This is a genomic window from Micromonospora sp. HUAS YX12 (assembly GCF_040215685.1).
Taxonomy (GTDB): Bacteria; Actinomycetota; Actinomycetes; order Mycobacteriales; family Micromonosporaceae; genus Micromonospora; species Micromonospora tulbaghiae.
In genome coordinates this window covers 1,645,539-1,660,212 of the sequence record NZ_CP157974.1, presented here as the reverse complement: position 1 = coordinate 1,660,212, position 14,674 = coordinate 1,645,539, and the positions used below count along the sequence as shown (strand labels likewise).

Below are 14,674 nucleotides of genomic sequence, written 5' to 3'. Positions count from 1 at the left end.
GACGCCTCCCAGCGACATCTCCGCACTACGCATTCCGGCTCACCGGCTCCTTGACGCCTCGCTCCGCGATCTCCTGGGCGGCCTCGAAGTAACTCGTGGCTCCCCGCGAACCGGGATCGTAGGTCATCACCGACTGGCCGTAGCTCGGTGCCTCGGAGACACGCACGTTGCGGGGGATGACGGCCTGGAGCACCTTGTCGCCGAAGTGGTTCCGGACGTCCTGCTCCACCGCGTCGGCCAGCCGGGTACGCCTGTCGTACATGGTGAGCAGGATGGTGGAGACCTCGAGCTTCGGGTTGAGGTGCTGGCGGACCAGGTTGATGTTGTTGATCAACTGGTTGAGGCCCTCCAGCGCGTAGTACTCGCACTGGATCGGGATCAGCACCTCCTGCGCGGCCACGAGCGCGTTGACTGTGAGCAGGCCGAGCGACGGCGGGCAGTCTATGAAGACGTAGTCGAAGTGTCCCGGGTACGCGGCGATGGCCCGTGCCAGGCGCGACTCCCGGGCCACCACCGAGACCAGCTCGATCTCGGCGCCGGCCAGGTCGATCGTGGCCGGTACGCACCACAGGTTGGGGATGCCCTCGACGGCCTGGGCCACCTCCTCCAGCGGCACGCTGTCGATCAGGCAGTCGTACACGTCGGGCACACCCGTGTGGTGCGGCACGTTCAGACCGGTGGAGGCGTTGCCCTGGGGGTCAAGGTCGACCACGAGCACCCGGTTGCCGTGCAGCGCGAGCGCCACGGCGAGGTTCACGGTGGTGGTCGTCTTACCCACGCCGCCCTTCTGGTTGGCGACGCACATCACCCGGGTCCGGTCGGGACGGGGCATGGTGACCTCGCCACTGGGATTCAGGATCTGCACGGCGCGCATCGCCTCCATAGCCAACGGTGGATCATCCTCTTCGCGCGTCGGGGTTTCACGTGAAACGTACGTGCTGGCGTCTACCTCGTCCCCGTACCCGTCTGCCTGTGGCGTGTCGGACGGCGCCACGGCGACCTCGGGGACGGCCTGGAACGGCACGGCCGAGACGGGCGGCTGGGGTTCGTAGCGGGTGGGCACCGCGGCGTTCGCCCGCACGGCGGGCGGGCGCGGGGTCGGTGCGTTCACCGGACCGTCGGCCGGGTCGAGCGGGTCGCGGGCCGGCGGTACGTTCGCCGGCACCGACGAGACAGGACGCACGGGCCCGCCGGCCGACGGCTCCCGTCGCTTGGACGGCTGAGCCGGGTACGGGGAGGACGGTTCGCCGGACTCGTTCACCGTCCACTCCTGGTAGTTGGTTTCACGTGAAACGGGGTCGGCGGAGGGCTGGCCTCCTGGTCCGGTCAACCGTGGATCGTCGTACCTGCCGTCGTCATGCACCTGTCATCCCTACCCGCTCCGGATGGTCGGTCCGCACCCGTCGAATCGCGTCCGCGCCTCGCACGGCGCCGTCGGCTCGGCGGGAACCGTCGGGTTCGGGTGCCGCCCGGCACCGCCGTTCCACACTATCGACGCGCGGTCAGCCTACGGCCGACGGGCGCGGTGGGTCCATGTCGGGTTGCGATCGATCGCGTCACGCCCACCGGTTCCAACGACCGGACGGGGCGTGCGGAATGGCGTACCGGCTCAGCGGTCGCCGCGACGGCGACCGCCACGCGACCGCTTCGGCTTCTTCGGACGACGCGGGTTGACCACGCGCTCCCGGACCACCTCGACCACCGTCGCCGGGGGTTCGATCACCCCTTCGCCGCAGCGATGCAGTTCCGGCGTCCCACCGCCGAGGCGGATCACGGCCTCGGTGTGCTCGGTGATCTCGTCGGCCGCCGATGCGCCCTTGAGCGCGACGAGCCGGCCGCCGGGAGCCACGAGCGGCAGGCACCAGGAGGCGAGCCGGTCCAGCGGCGCCACCGCGCGGGCCGTCACGATGTCGGCGCTCAGCGGTTCCCGGTCACGCGAGCCGGCCGCCGCCTCCTCGGCCCGCCCACGGAACACACGGACGTCCCGGGTCAGGCCGAGACGCTGTACCGCCTCGATCAGGAAGGCGGTCCGTCGAGCCAGCGGCTCCACGAGCGTCACGGTGAGGTCGGGGCGCGCGATCGCCAGCACCAGACCGGGCAGCCCGGCGCCGGAGCCGACGTCGATCACGCGGGCCCCCTCCGGGATCCGTTCCGCCACCACAGCGCAGTTGAGGAGGTGCCGCTCCCAGAGTCGCGGCGTCTCGCGAGGACCGATCAGGCCGCGGAGCACGCCGTCGGTGGCGAGCAGTTCGGCGTACGCGGCGGCCAGGTCGAGCCGGTCACCGAACAACGCGCGGGCGGCCTCCGCCAGTTCGGGCGGCAGCGTCGCCGACGCCGGATCGGGGGCGGCGTCACTGTCCACGAGGGACGGTGCATCCTCCGACGGCTCCGCGAAGACCGGGCCGGCCACCGCGGCCGGGTCGGCCGGCGTCACGTCCGCCGCCGGCTCACCGGAGAAGGCGGGTGTCACGTCCACCGCCGGATCGGCGGGCTCGATCCCGGTCACCACCGCCGGCTCGGCGGAGAAGGCCGGCTCGCCGGGGTCGGTCACGGCCCTTCCCGGGTACGCCGGGTCGGCCGGCCCGTCCTCGTCGGAGAAGACCGGGTCGACTGTGTTGTCGGGGCGCACAGCCGACGGCCCGGGCGGCGTACCGCCCGGGCCGGTCGCGGCTCCTGCCGTCGTCTCGTCGGAGATCACGGACCTCAGTCCGCCACCGGCCGGACGACGATGCGGCGGTTGGGCTCGACGCCCTCGGACTCGCTCTCCACCCCGCTCATCGCGTTCACCACGTCGTGCACGCACTTGCGCTCGAACGCGGACATCGGCTCCAGGCGCACCGGCTCGCCGTGCTCCTTGACCTTCTCGACCGCGTTCTTCGCCACGGCGGCCAGCTCCTTGCGACGGGCGGCCCGGTAGCCGCCGACGTCGAGCAGCAGGCGGCTCGGGGTGCCGGTCTGGCGGAACACGGCCAGCCGGGCCAGTTCCTGGAGCGCCTCCAGGGTCGCGCCGCGCTGGCCGACCAGGTTCTGCAGGCGGCCGCCGACCACCTCGACGACCGGGCGGCCGCCGGACACCAGCTCGTCGATGTCGCCGTCGTAGTCGAGGATGTCCAGCAGACCCTCGACGTAGTCGGCGGCGATCTCGCTCTGCCGGAACAGGTCGCTCTCGGCCGGGGCCTTCTTCTCCCGGGCCTCGCCCGCGGCGTCCTCGGTCTCGGTGGCGGCGGTAACGGGGGTCTCCTCGTCCAGGGACTGGTCGGCGCTGGGGATGCTGGTCTCGGTCACGGGTCTCATCTCCGTACTCGCTCGGCCGGACCGTCGGGGGTCCGCTGGTCTCCCGGGGCCGGCGGGAGGTTCGCCGGGTGCCCTCGGGCACGTCTGTACGGGCCAGTTTCGCCCGTGTCCGCGCTCCGCGCGGCTATTCCGGCCCGGCGCCGACTCCTCGGATGGCAGCACGCGGCCGGAACGGGCCACCGCCATGCCGGCGGTGGCCCGGTGGGCTCAGCCCTGTCGCTTGGCGGGCCGGTTGCCGCCCTTCTTCGGGTTGACCGGCTTGGCGCCCGGCTTCGGGCCGGCCACCTTCGGCGCCGCGGCCGGAGCCTTCGCCGGCGGCTGGGCCGCCTTGCGGCCGAACAGGCCACCGGCCTTCGCCGGCTGCACCGGGCTCTTGCCGGAGGTGCTCTTGCCGGAGGTGGCGGTCTTCGCGGTCGGCGGCGGCGGGAACTTCCGCAGCACCCACTGCTGCTGGCCGAGCGTGAAGAGGTTGTTGGTGACCCAGTAGATGATCACACCGATCGGGAAGATCGCACCCGAGACCAGCAGCGACAGCGGGATGCCGTAGAGCATCAGCCGCTGCACCATGCGCTGCTGCGGGTCCTCGGCCCACCCGGTCTTGAGGATCATCTGACGGCTGGTCAGGTAGGTGGTGGCGATCATGATGACCACCAGGATGCCGGCGACCACCTTGACCGTGCCGGTGCTCGCGCCGAGCCGGCTCAGTTCTTCGGCGGTGGAGCCGAACTTGCCGGAGATCGGCGCGGTGAACAGCTTCGCGTTGGAGGCGCTGTTGAACTGGTCGACGGTCCAGCCGTACAGGGTCTTGCCCTGGTTGTCGGGGTTGAGCCGCCGGAGCGTGTGGAACAGGCCCAGGAAGACCGGGATCTGGAGGAACATCGGAAGGCAGCCCATGAGCGGGTTGGCCTTTTCCTTCCGATAGAGCTCCATCATCTCCTTCTGGAGCGTCTCCCGGTCACCCTTGTGCTTCTCCTGGAGCTCCTTCACCTTGGGCTGGAGCGCCTGCATGGCACGCTGCGACTTGATCTGCTTGACGAAGACCGGGAACAGGATCACCCGGACCGTCACCACCAGGAAGATGATGGCGAGGATCCAGGCCCAGTTCGTACCGATCACGGCCCCGACCGGAACTCCGATGGCGTCCCAGGCCGAGTGCCAGGCCAGCAGGATCCACGAGATCGCGTAGTAGATCCAGTCGAGACTAAACACTCAGGCTCCAGTCACGTCGGAACGGCGGCGGTCGCCCGGCTCCGGAACCGGGTCATGTCCACCAGGGTGGAAGGGATGGCAGCGCGACAGCCGACGGACCGTCAGCCAGGCTCCCCGCAGCGCACCGTGCCGGGACACCGCCTCCACGGCGTAGGCACTGCACGACGGGTAGAACCGGCAGCGGGCCGGCAGCGCCGGACTTATCCACCGACGGTACGCGATGATGGGCGCCAGCAGCATGCGGGCACCGGTTGTGGGCGGCGGAGTCGCCGTCGTCGGGCCGGTCACCGCGACCGCCGTCCCCGGGGGGTCCGTGCGGCGGCGAGGGCGGCGTCCAGGTCGGCGCCGAGCCGGTCGTACGTCGCGTCGGCTGCCGCGGGCAGCGCGCGTACCACGAGGGTGGTGCCGGCGGGCAGCTCGGCCAGCCGCTCGCGGACCAGGTGCCGGAGCCGACGGCGGACCTTGTTGCGGACCACCGCGCCGCCGACGGCCTTGGACACGACGAAGCCGGCGCGGCTCGGTGCGGAGGTCTCCGCACCGTTGCTTCGCGCCGGCTCCGGCGAGAGTGTCGCGGTGGTGCCGATCGGCTCGGGGATGGTCAGGTGGACCACGACGGCGCCACGGCCGACGCGTCGGCCACCGCGAACCGCTGCGGCGAAGTCGTTACTGCGCCGCAGTCGTTGCGCGGCGGCCAGCACGACTGCCCACGTCCCCGGACCGGACCTGTCGGCGTCAGGCCGACAGGCGGGCGCGGCCCTTGGAGCGACGGGTCGAGATGATGGCGCGGCCGGCACGGGTGCGCATGCGCAGCCGGAAGCCGTGGGTCTTCGCGCGCCGGCGGTTGTTCGGCTGGTAGGTGCGCTTGCTCACGTCAGGCTCTCCGTTGTCGTACGCCCCGCGCGGCGGATCGCCCGGGGTCGTGTGCTGGTCCAGATCACCTGTCGGTGACCTCCGATCGGCGCTGCCGTGACACGCGCCCCGGCGATGCGGGGTGACAGCCACGGGCAGCAAGCATCAATCATCCTAGCAGAGGGCGAGAGAGCAGCCGCTCCAGCCTACGCAGGGGCGCAATGACCGTCAAACATCACACTCGGGCGTCCGACCTGCGGTCGAGCGCGACCGAAAGGGGCGGTTTTCACTGATGTTGCCAAGGTCGTCAGGGTGTCGCCGGTTGATGCTGTGGGGTCCGCGCTGTTAGCGTGCGCGATTGCGGTCGGCTTCGGGGGTCCGGGGTTTGTCGCCGATCGGCAAGACCGGACACGCTGTTGAATCGTTCGGCACGGTGAACCCGCTTCAGTGCCTCCGTGGATCGAGGGGGGCAGGTCCGACCCGCGTCCGGTGGGCGGCCACAATCGGTCGGTACACAGGCTGTGGATAACTTGTGGATGACGACCGGTCAGCCGTCCGGGCGGGCGTGAGAAGGAGCAGGCGAGGGGGTGGCACGACGGTGACCGGAGCGACCGACCTTGCCGCGGTGTGGACGGCGACCACCGACGAACTCGCCGACGAGATCATCTCCGCACAGCAACGGGCGTACCTCCGGCTCACCCGGCTGCGGGCGATCGTCGAGGACACCGCGCTGCTCTCGGTGCCGGACGCCTTCACCCGGGACGTGATCGAGTCCCGGCTCCGCCCGGCCATCACCGAGGCGTTGAGCCGCCGGCTCGGCCGGCCGATCCAGGTGGCGGTCACCGTACGGGTCGCCGAGGATCCGGGCGCCCGCCCGGCCGGCACGGTCTACCGCAGCAGCCCCGAGCCGCTGCGCGAGCACGACGGCGCCGCCCCGCTACCCGGCTTCGACCAGCCCGGCCCGCCCGCGTCCGCCCCGGCCTTCCCGTCGCCGCGCCCGGAACCCGGGTACGCCGACTCCCGCCCCGATTCCGGTTACGCCGACTCCCGCCGCGAGCCCGGGTACGCCGATTCCCGCTCCGAGCCCGGGTACGCCGAACCGCGCCCGGAGCAGCCGCTCGACGAGCCGGCGCCGCGCCAGCGGACCGCCGACGGCGGCCGCCCGCACCTGATCCCGGCCGGCCGCGACGCACAGGACACGCTCTTCAGCGCCGCGTTCGCCGAGCCGGTGCGCACCGCGCCCGAACGCCGCGCCTTCGACGAGCGCACCCGGGTCGAGCCTCCAGTGCCCGACGCCGGCGGATACGAGCCCCGCTACCGGGAGAACCCGGCCGCCGACCCCGCGCCGATGCGCGGCCTGCCCCGCGACGGCGCCACCGACAACGGCCCCGGCCGCGGTGGCGCCGACCACCATCGCCCCGGCGGCGGCCAGGCCGACCGCAGGCTCCCCGGCGGTACGGAGAGCGGCGGCAACCGGCTCAACCCGAAGTACATGTTCGAGACGTTCGTCATCGGCTCGTCCAACCGGTTCGCGCACGCCGCGAGCGTGGCCGTGGCCGAGTCGCCGGCGAAGGCGTACAACCCGCTGTTCATCTACGGCAGCTCCGGGCTGGGCAAGACCCACCTGCTGCACGCCATCGGGCACTACGCCACGACGCTCGGCAACGCGCGCTCGGTCCGGTACGTCTCGACCGAGGAATTCACCAACGACTTCATCAACTCGCTGCGTGACGACAAGACGAGCGCGTTCCAGCGCCGCTACCGGGACGTGGACATCCTCCTGATCGACGACATCCAGTTCCTGGAGAACCGGGAGCGGACGCAGGAGGAGTTCTTCCACACCTTCAACACGCTGCACAACGCCAACAAGCAGATCGTGATCACGTCCGACCGCTCGCCGAAGCAGCTGGCGACGCTGGAGGACCGGCTGCGTACGCGCTTCGAGTGGGGCCTGCTCGCCGACATCCAGCCGCCGGACCTGGAGACGCGGATCGCGATCCTGCAGAAGAAGGCGGCGCAGGAGCGGCTGTACGCCCCGCCGGACGTCCTGGAGTTCATCGCGTCCCGGGTGTCGAACTCGATCCGCGAACTGGAGGGGGCGCTGATCCGCGTCACCGCCTTCGCGAGCCTCACCCGATCCTCGGTCGAGCTGTCGCTGGCCGAGGAGGTGCTGCGGGACTTCATCCCGGACGGCGCCGGCCCGGAGATCACCGCGGACCAGATCATGGTGTCCACGGCCGACTACTTCGGCGTGAGCCTGGAGGACCTGCGCGGCCACTCCCGCTCCCGGGTGCTGGTGAACGCGCGTCAGGTGGCCATGTACCTGTGCCGCGAGCTGACCGACCTGTCGCTGCCCCGAATCGGGCAGGCGTTCGGCGGCCGGGACCACACCACTGTGATGCACGCGGACCGCAAGATCCGCCAGCAGATGGCGGAGCGGCGCTCGCTCTACAACCAGATCGCCGAGCTGACCAACCGCATCAAGCAGAACACCTGACCGCCCCCTGTTGCGCCCCGCCTGTTGCGCCCCACCGCTCCCGCGGTGATCAAGGAGTTTGTGTCGGGGAGAGACGTCATTCCTGACCCGAACTCCTTGGTCAACAAGGCGGGGTGGGCGCGCGGACGTCGCCGAGCGGGTAAGTGGCGGGTGTCCCGCTGGACCGCCAACTCCATGATCGACCCTGTCGCCGTGTGTGCTCGCTCGCTTCGTCCGCCTCCGGCGCAGGAGCCGGCCGAGCCGAGCGCCACCGCACTCTGCCCTTCGGCCGTCGTCTGCGCGCGGACTCCGCCGCAGATCTTGGAAGCTTTGCGCCCCCATGGGGGCCGTTTCCTACCAAGATCTCTCGGGAGCTGAGCGCCGAGCCTCAGGGTGGTGGTCGAATCGCCGTTACGGCGGGCACCCCGGAGGGCCGGCAGCCGGAAGCCGCGAGCCACGCCCCGCCGGGCCGGAGCCCGGAAGCGGGAGCCGGGGAGCCGGCAGGCAGGAACCGGCAGGCAGGAACCGGGAGGCAGGAGCCGGCAGGCAGGAGGCAGGGGCCAGCGGGCGGGAGCCGGGAGCCCGCGCCTCGTGTTGACCGCCCATGGCCTCGTACGGCGGACCGGGCCCCTGGCCCCGTCGAGGCGATCCAGCACACCCTCGGCGACCACCCCCGTCAAAGTCCCGCCCTCGCCCGCCCACCTTCCCGTCGATCATGAGGTTGACGGTGACAAACCGGACGCCAAACGCCGCCAACTTCATAATCGACACGAGCGACCGGGGAGCAGGGGCGAGGGCGGGAGCGGGGGCGGGGGCGGGAGCGGGGGCGGGAGCGGGGGCGCGGGAGGCTCGTGTCCCAGCGGCCGACGTGACGAAGGCGACCACCGGGGGACCACCGGCGGCGAAGGCGGGCGGAGTAGACGGGTGGCAAGTAGCCGACAGAGGGAACGGGTTGACCCTCGACCCGGTGGAGGGCCCAGGATCTGTCGTGTGCTCGTCCACAGCTCGTACCCGTTGTCCACAGCCCCTGTGTCACAGGCGGTGGACAACCACGCTTCGCACTCGGCCGGTTACCCACAGACTGTGGACAACTCCTGGGGACGACGCTGTGGATGCCTGGGGACGACGGTCACGTTGTCCACAGGCGGCGGTCCGCCTGTGGGCGGGCTGTTGAAGGTTCTGGGGATGACGGCTGTGGACCCGGCCGGCGCTGTCCACAGCGCTGGGGAGAAAACCGGTGGATTACCGGTGGACAACCGGTGGACAGCCGTGGAAAACCCGGCGGCCGGCGAGGGCTGTGGACCGGGACACGAGTTTTACCCCTGGTTCTCCACAGCCAAACCACCGGTGGATAACGTGTCTGACCTGCGCGGACGCCGGTTCTCCACAGTTTGCACAGGTGCGATGAAGACGATGAGTTATCTCTTCTAAACAACAAAAACCAATCATCACCGTTGGACTTCCTGTGGATCGGGCCGGAGCACTGCCGTCGGCAGTCGCCCGGGGCATCTGGATCCACGGGGTCGGGCGCACAGCCGATGTCCCAGCGCCTTAAGGTGCGATGGGTACCCGCACGGTCGGGCGGGACGGGTGGCAGCGGTCGGCATGAGAGAGTTGTCGCTGACGTCGACGCGGAGGCATTGATGAAGTTCCGAGTGGAGCGCGACGCGCTCGCCGAGGCGGTCGCGTGGACCGCCAAGAGCCTGCCCAACCGACCCTCCGTACCGGTGCTGGCCGGAGTGATGCTCCGGGTCACCGACGGCAACCTCCAGGTCTCCGGCTTCGACTACGAGGTCTCCAGCCAGGTGACAGTCGAGGTGCAGGGTGACGCGGACGGCGCCGCCCTGGTCTCCGGCCGTCTGCTCGCCGAGATCACCAAGGCCCTGCCGGCGAAGCCGGTGGACATCGCCGCCGTCGGCGCCCACCTCGAACTGGTCTGCGGCAGTGCCCGGTTCACGCTGCCCACCATGCCGGTGGAGGACTACCCGACGCTGCCGGAGATGCCGGAGAGCGCCGGCACCGTCGACGCCGCCGCCTTCGCCTCGGCCGTGGCCCAGGTGGCAGTGGCCGCCGGCCGGGACGAGACGCTGCCGATGATGACCGGCGTCCGGATCGAGCTGAGCGGCAACACGATGGCCATGCTGGCGACCGACCGCTACCGCCTCGCGCTGCGCGAGATGGAGTGGAACCCGGACGACCCGGAGATCAGCCTCAACGCGCTGGTGCCGGCCCGTACGCTGCACGACACCGCGAAGGCACTCGGCCCGCTCGGCGGCCACGTCACCATGGCGCTGTCCTCCGGCGGCGCCGGTGAAGGCATGATCGGTTTCTCCGGCGGCACCCGCCGGACCACCAGCCGGCTGCTCGACGGCGCCAACTACCCGCCGGTGCGCTCGCTGTTCCCGGCCGACCACAACGCCGAGGCCCGCGTCGCCGTCGCCGCGCTCATCGAGGTGGTCAAGCGCGTCGCGCTGGTCGCCGAGCGCACCACCCCGGTCCTGCTCAGCTTCAGCGCCGACGGTCTCGTGGTCGAGGCGGGCGGCACCGAGGAGGCCCGGGCCAGCGAGGCGATGGAGGCAACCTTCAGCGGCGAGCCGCTGACCATCGGGTTCAACCCGCAGTACCTCATCGACGGTCTGGCCAATCTGGGCGCGCAGCACGCCCTGCTCCGGTTCGTCGACGCGTTCAAGCCCGCGGTCATCTCCCCGGCCGGCGAGGATGGCGAGGTCATCCCGGGGTACCGGTACCTCATCATGCCGATCCGCGTGTCCCGCTGATCGCAGGCAGCACGACCCTGACGTACGGAGGTAGGAGCAGATGCAGCTCGGCCTGGTAGGACTCGGCCGCATGGGCGGCAACATGCGGGAGCGGTTGCGGGCCGCCGGGCACGAGGTGGTCGGCTACGACCACAACCCGGAGATCAGCGACGCCGCGAGCCTGGCCGAGCTGGCCGAGAAGCTCCAGTCGCCCCGCGCGGTCTGGGTCATGGTTCCGGCCGGCGTCACCGACGCCACCATCGACGAGCTCGCCGGTGTGCTCGGCGAGGGCGACATCATCATCGACGGCGGCAACTCCCGGTTCAGCGACGACGCCCCGCGCGCCGAGCGGCTGAACGAGCAGGGCATCGGCTACATGGACGTCGGCGTCTCCGGCGGCGTCTGGGGCCGGCAGAACGGGTACGCGCTGATGGTCGGCGGCGCGCAGGAGCACGTCGAGCGCCTGATGCCGATCTTCGAGGCGCTCAAGCCCGAGGGTGAGTTCGGCTTCGTGCACGCCGGACCGGTCGGCGCCGGCCACTACGCCAAGATGGTGCACAACGGCATCGAGTACGGCCTGATGCACGCCTACGCCGAGGGCTACGAGCTGCTGGCCGCCTCCGAGCTGGTGACGAACGTCCCCGGCGTGTTCAAGTCGTGGCGCGAGGGCACAGTGGTCCGGTCCTGGCTGCTCGACCTGCTGGACCGGGCACTCGACGAGGATCCGGAGCTGGCCGAGCTGAGCGGCTACACCGAGGACACCGGCGAGGGCCGCTGGACCGTGGACGAGGCGGTCCGGCTCGCCGTACCGCTCAACGTCATCGCGGCGTCGCTCTTCGCCCGGTTCGCCTCCCGGCAGGACGACTCGCCCGCGATGAAGGCCGTCGCCGCGCTGCGCCAGCAGTTCGGCGGCCACGCCGTCCACAAGCGCTGACCGGTATCCACAGGCTGTGTACGTCCGCCGGCTCGAACTGGTCGACTTCCGCTCCTACGAGCGCGTCGGCGTCGACCTGGAGCCGGGTCCGAACGTGCTCGTCGGCGCCAACGGCGTCGGCAAGACCAACCTGGTCGAGGCGCTCGGCTACGTGGCGACCCTGGACTCGCACCGGGTCGCCACCGATGCCCCGCTGGTCCGGATGGGAGCCGCCTCGGCGGTGATCCGCTGCGCGGTGGTGCACGAGGGCCGGGAACTGCTGGTCGAGCTGGAGATCGTGCCGGGCAAGGCCAACCGGGCCCGGCTCGGCCGGTCCCCGGCCCGGCGCGCCCGGGACGTTCTCGGCGCGCTGCGCCTGGTGCTGTTCGCTCCGGAGGATCTGGAACTGGTCCGCGGTGACCCGGCCGAGCGCCGCCGCTACCTGGACGACCTGCTGGTCACCCGCCAGCCCCGTTACGCCGGGGTACGCGCCGACTACGAGCGCGTGGTCAAGCAACGCAACGCGCTGCTGCGTACCTCGTACCTCGCTCGCAAGACCGGCGGCACACGCGGCGGCGACCTGTCGACGCTGGCCGTGTGGGACGCGCATCTGGCGCAGCACGGCGCGGACCTGCTCGCCGGCCGCCTGGAGCTGGTCGCCGCGCTCACCCCGCACGTGGCGAAGGCGTACGACGCGGTGGCCGCCGGCCGCGGGGCGGCGGGCATCGCGTACCGGCCCTCGGTCGAGTTGCCCGAACCCGGCGCCGACCGCGCGGCGCTGGCGGAGGCGCTCGCCGCCGCGCTGACCGCGAACCGTGCCGCCGAGATCGAGCGCGGCACCACGCTCGTCGGCCCGCACCGGGACGACCTGGCGCTGACGCTCGGCCCGCTGCCCGCCAAGGGGTACGCGAGCCACGGCGAGTCCTGGTCGTACGCGTTGGCGCTGCGGCTGGCCGGGTACGACCTGCTGCGCGCCGACGGGATCGAGCCGGTGCTGGTGCTCGACGACGTCTTCGCCGAGTTGGACACCGGGCGGCGGGAACGGCTGGCCGAGCTGGTCGGCGGCGCCGGTCAGCTCCTGGTCACCTGCGCCGTGGACGAGGACGTGCCGGCGACGCTGCGCGGCACCCGGTACGCGGTGGGTGAGGGGACGGTGCGACGTGCCGGATGACGAGGTGCGGCTCCCGCCCGCGCGGCTGGGGCCGGGACGCGACGCGCGTACCCCCGGAAAGCCGGCGGACGGCGAGCCGGCCGCGAACCCGCCGGAGGGCACGACCGGGCCGGAACTGGCCCGGGCGGTGCTCGACGCGGCGAAGGCCCGGCGGCAGGCGGCGGCCCCCCGGCGGCGCGGCGCGGTCCGCGGCGACGGCGAGAAGCGGCTGCGCGGCTACTCCGGCCCGGGGCCGGACCCGCGCGACCCGCAGCCGCTCGGCGCGGTGCTGGACAAGCTGATGAAGGCGCGCGGCTGGCAGCAGCCGGCGGCCGAGGCGACGGTGTTCGGCGCGTGGGAGAAGGTGGTCGGCGCGGAGGTCGCGCAGCACAGCCGCCCGGTCAAGCTGGAGGACGGTGAGCTGACCGTGGAGGCACGCTCGACGGCCTGGGCGACCCAGTTGCGCCTGCTGGCGGGCTCGCTGTTGCAGCAGATCGCCCGGGAGGTCGGCCACAACGTGGTGCGCAAGCTGCACATCCACGGGCCGGCGGCGCCGTCGTGGTCGCGCGGTCCCCGACGGGTACGCGGGCGCGGCCCCCGCGACACCTACGGCTGACCGACACCGCCGGAACGCCGCGCCTCCCGCCGGGCGCGCTTGAGTTCGCGCTGCTCGCGGCTCCACTGCTTGCGGCGCTCCAGGTCTTCCTTCCACGCGTCGCGGGCCAGCTTCGAGCCGCCCTGTACCGCGCCCTGCACCTGGGACGGGCCGGCGAGGTTGCGGAACACCCAGCCCAGCAGACGGCCACCCTTGCCGGAGGCGTCGCCCACCTGCTCGTCGTCGCTCATCCCGTCGCCTCTCTGTTTGTGTGCAAACCATTGGTACACCAATCATTGCTACTATCGCAATGACGACGAGGAGGATGCGGGTGACCGACGGCATCGAGGAGGACCCCCTGGCGCTGGAGCAGCAGGTCTGCTTCGCGCTCTCAGTCGCCGCCCGGAGCGTCGTCGCTGTCTACCGGCCGCTGCTGGAGCCGATGGGGCTCACCCACCCGCAATACCTGGTGATGCTGGCGCTCTGGCAGCACGCGCCGCTGTCCGGGCGGGATCTGAGCCGGCTGCTCCAGCTCGACCCGGGCACGCTGTCGCCGCTGCTCAAGCGCTTGGAGGCGGCCGGCTACATCCGGCGGGAACGCGACGCCGCCGACGAGCGCAGCCTGGCCGTCTCGCTCACCCCCGAGGGGCAGGCGCTGCGAGCGCAGGCCGAGCGGATCCCGCCGGCCATCGTGCAGCGCCTCGGCCTGCCTCTGGCCGACCTGCGGCACCTGCACTCGGCGCTGACCGAGGTGATCGCGGCCGCCAACCGGGCCACGTCTTCTTCCGGCGCTGCGGCGCCCGGTCAGGCGTCGGCGTAGACCGCGAAGCCCCGCTCCGCGCAGCGCCGGTAGAAGGCCGCCAGCACGCTCAGCTCGGCGCAGGTGAAGTTCCACTGCGGCGGGTCGCCGTTCTCGTCCCGCAGCCGGTCCAGCCGGCTGTCCAGCCAGCGGAGCTGCTGCTCGGCCAGCCGCCCGTCACCGAGCAGCGCGCGCAGCACCTCGCTCACCGACTCGAACGTGACCGGCTCGCCGTACGGCCGGTGCCGCGCGACGAACTTCTCCACGCCCTCGGCGATCCAGGAGCAGCCGTCCGGGTCGATCACCGGGTCCTCGTCCTCGACCGCGTTCTCCGTGGCGTAGAGCACATTTTCCAGCCCGAGGATCAGGTCGACCAACTCGGTGTACGCGGTCGCGCGTACCGTGCCGGTCTTCGCGATCAGCTCGGCGAGCGCCGCGGTCGGCGCGGAGATCCGGGGCATGTCCACGATCTCGCCGAAGTCCACGAACTCAGCCGGCGCGACCGGGTCGTAGAAGCGGCCGGTCCGCGGCCAGTGCACCGCGACGTTGTCCAGCCCCATCTGGCGTCACCTCTCACCAAGCGTTTTCGGACCGTCTCCAACGATCGTCCCGGTTCCGGGCGCAAAAGATCAA

15 protein-coding genes are annotated in these 14,674 nt (G+C 71.7%); 6 read left to right on the top strand and 9 right to left on the bottom strand.

The genetic code is table 11. The features are described from left to right. Nucleotides 1-25 precede the first annotated feature (25 nt). The 7 genes from ABIH81_RS08310 to rpmH form a co-directional block, all read right to left on the bottom strand. Entirely contained in the window at nt 26-1,363 is a 1,338-nt protein-coding gene (locus tag ABIH81_RS08310; RefSeq protein ID WP_349879760.1) for an AAA family ATPase, read from the bottom strand. Between the two features lie 246 nt (nt 1,364-1,609). Further along, nucleotides 1,610-2,362: a 16S rRNA (guanine(527)-N(7))-methyltransferase RsmG gene (rsmG, locus tag ABIH81_RS08305; RefSeq protein WP_349881042.1), complete on the bottom strand. Its 753-nt coding sequence runs from the start codon at nt 2,360-2,362 to the stop codon at nt 1,610-1,612. Nucleotides 2,363-2,703: 341 nt separating this feature from the next. Then, on the bottom strand, nt 2,704-3,294 hold the full coding sequence (locus tag ABIH81_RS08300; RefSeq protein ID WP_349879759.1) for a R3H domain-containing nucleic acid-binding protein: 591 nt from the start codon (nt 3,292-3,294) through the stop codon (nt 2,704-2,706). 207 nt (nt 3,295-3,501) lie between these two features. Next, nucleotides 3,502-4,503 (bottom strand): membrane protein insertase YidC, encoded by a 1,002-nt coding sequence (yidC, locus tag ABIH81_RS08295; protein ID WP_349879758.1) that lies wholly within the window; start codon nt 4,501-4,503, stop codon nt 3,502-3,504. Next, nucleotides 4,504-4,743, bottom strand: a complete 240-nt coding sequence (gene yidD / locus ABIH81_RS08290) for a membrane protein insertion efficiency factor YidD (RefSeq protein WP_013477538.1) — start codon at nt 4,741-4,743, stop codon at nt 4,504-4,506. Nucleotides 4,744-4,787: 44 nt separating this feature from the next. Further along, the gene (gene rnpA / locus ABIH81_RS08285; RefSeq protein ID WP_349879757.1) at nt 4,788-5,201 is read right to left on the bottom strand and encodes a ribonuclease P protein component; all 414 of its coding nucleotides are present in this window, start codon (nt 5,199-5,201) and stop codon (nt 4,788-4,790) included. A 34-nt stretch (nt 5,202-5,235) separates the two neighbouring features. Beyond that, nucleotides 5,236-5,373 (bottom strand): 50S ribosomal protein L34, encoded by a 138-nt coding sequence (gene rpmH / locus ABIH81_RS08280; protein ID WP_013289388.1) that lies wholly within the window; start codon nt 5,371-5,373, stop codon nt 5,236-5,238. Nucleotides 5,374-5,950: 577 nt separating this feature from the next. Here rpmH and dnaA point away from each other — a divergent pair. The 5 genes from dnaA to ABIH81_RS08255 all read left to right on the top strand — a co-directional run bounded on the left by dnaA (nt 5,951) and on the right by ABIH81_RS08255 (nt 13,263). After that, nucleotides 5,951-7,849, top strand: a complete 1,899-nt coding sequence (dnaA, locus tag ABIH81_RS08275) for a chromosomal replication initiator protein DnaA (RefSeq protein ID WP_349879756.1) — start codon at nt 5,951-5,953, stop codon at nt 7,847-7,849. Nucleotides 7,850-9,471: 1,622 nt separating this feature from the next. Continuing rightward, on the top strand, nt 9,472-10,605 hold the full coding sequence (gene dnaN / locus ABIH81_RS08270; RefSeq protein ID WP_349879755.1) for a DNA polymerase III subunit beta: 1,134 nt from the start codon (nt 9,472-9,474) through the stop codon (nt 10,603-10,605). A 40-nt stretch (nt 10,606-10,645) separates the two neighbouring features. Continuing rightward, nucleotides 10,646-11,518, top strand: coding sequence for a phosphogluconate dehydrogenase (NAD(+)-dependent, decarboxylating) (gnd, locus tag ABIH81_RS08265; protein WP_349879754.1), 873 nt, complete (start codon nt 10,646-10,648; stop codon nt 11,516-11,518). A 16-nt stretch (nt 11,519-11,534) separates the two neighbouring features. Beyond that, nucleotides 11,535-12,668: a DNA replication/repair protein RecF gene (recF, locus tag ABIH81_RS08260; RefSeq protein ID WP_349879753.1), complete on the top strand. Its 1,134-nt coding sequence runs from the start codon at nt 11,535-11,537 to the stop codon at nt 12,666-12,668. Then, complete coding sequence (locus ABIH81_RS08255) at nt 12,658-13,263, top strand: DciA family protein (protein ID WP_349879752.1); 606 nt, start codon at nt 12,658-12,660, stop codon at nt 13,261-13,263. The genes recF and ABIH81_RS08255 overlap by 11 nt, the downstream gene beginning before the upstream one ends. On the opposite strand, the gene ABIH81_RS08250 is transcribed toward ABIH81_RS08255, so the two are convergent. After that, nucleotides 13,254-13,493, bottom strand: a complete 240-nt coding sequence (locus tag ABIH81_RS08250; protein ID WP_013283216.1) for a hypothetical protein — start codon at nt 13,491-13,493, stop codon at nt 13,254-13,256. The genes ABIH81_RS08255 and ABIH81_RS08250 overlap by 10 nt on opposite strands. 80 nt (nt 13,494-13,573) lie before the next feature. On the opposite strand from ABIH81_RS08250, the gene ABIH81_RS08245 reads away from it, so the two are divergent. Beyond that, the gene (locus tag ABIH81_RS08245; RefSeq protein ID WP_349879751.1) at nt 13,574-14,062 is read left to right on the top strand and encodes a MarR family transcriptional regulator; all 489 of its coding nucleotides are present in this window, start codon (nt 13,574-13,576) and stop codon (nt 14,060-14,062) included. Here ABIH81_RS08245 and ABIH81_RS08240 read toward each other — a convergent pair. Next, nucleotides 14,047-14,601, bottom strand: coding sequence for a hypothetical protein (locus ABIH81_RS08240; RefSeq protein WP_120572509.1), 555 nt, complete (start codon nt 14,599-14,601; stop codon nt 14,047-14,049). The two genes, ABIH81_RS08245 and ABIH81_RS08240, sit on opposite strands and share 16 nt — an antisense overlap. Nucleotides 14,602-14,674 lie beyond the last annotated feature (73 nt).

Coding starts and splice junctions, on each gene's coding strand:
- ABIH81_RS08240 (WP_120572509.1), bottom strand. CDS start 14,601: ATGGGGCTGGACAACGTCGCGGTGCACTGGCCGCGGACCGGCCGCTTC.
- yidD (WP_013477538.1), bottom strand. CDS start 4,743: ATGCTGCTGGCGCCCATCATCGCGTACCGTCGGTGGATAAGTCCGGCG.
- ABIH81_RS08300 (WP_349879759.1), bottom strand. CDS start 3,294: ATGAGACCCGTGACCGAGACCAGCATCCCCAGCGCCGACCAGTCCCTG.
- dnaN (WP_349879755.1), top strand. CDS start 9,472: ATGAAGTTCCGAGTGGAGCGCGACGCGCTCGCCGAGGCGGTCGCGTGG.
- gnd (WP_349879754.1), top strand. CDS start 10,646: ATGCAGCTCGGCCTGGTAGGACTCGGCCGCATGGGCGGCAACATGCGG.
- ABIH81_RS08250 (WP_013283216.1), bottom strand. CDS start 13,493: ATGAGCGACGACGAGCAGGTGGGCGACGCCTCCGGCAAGGGTGGCCGT.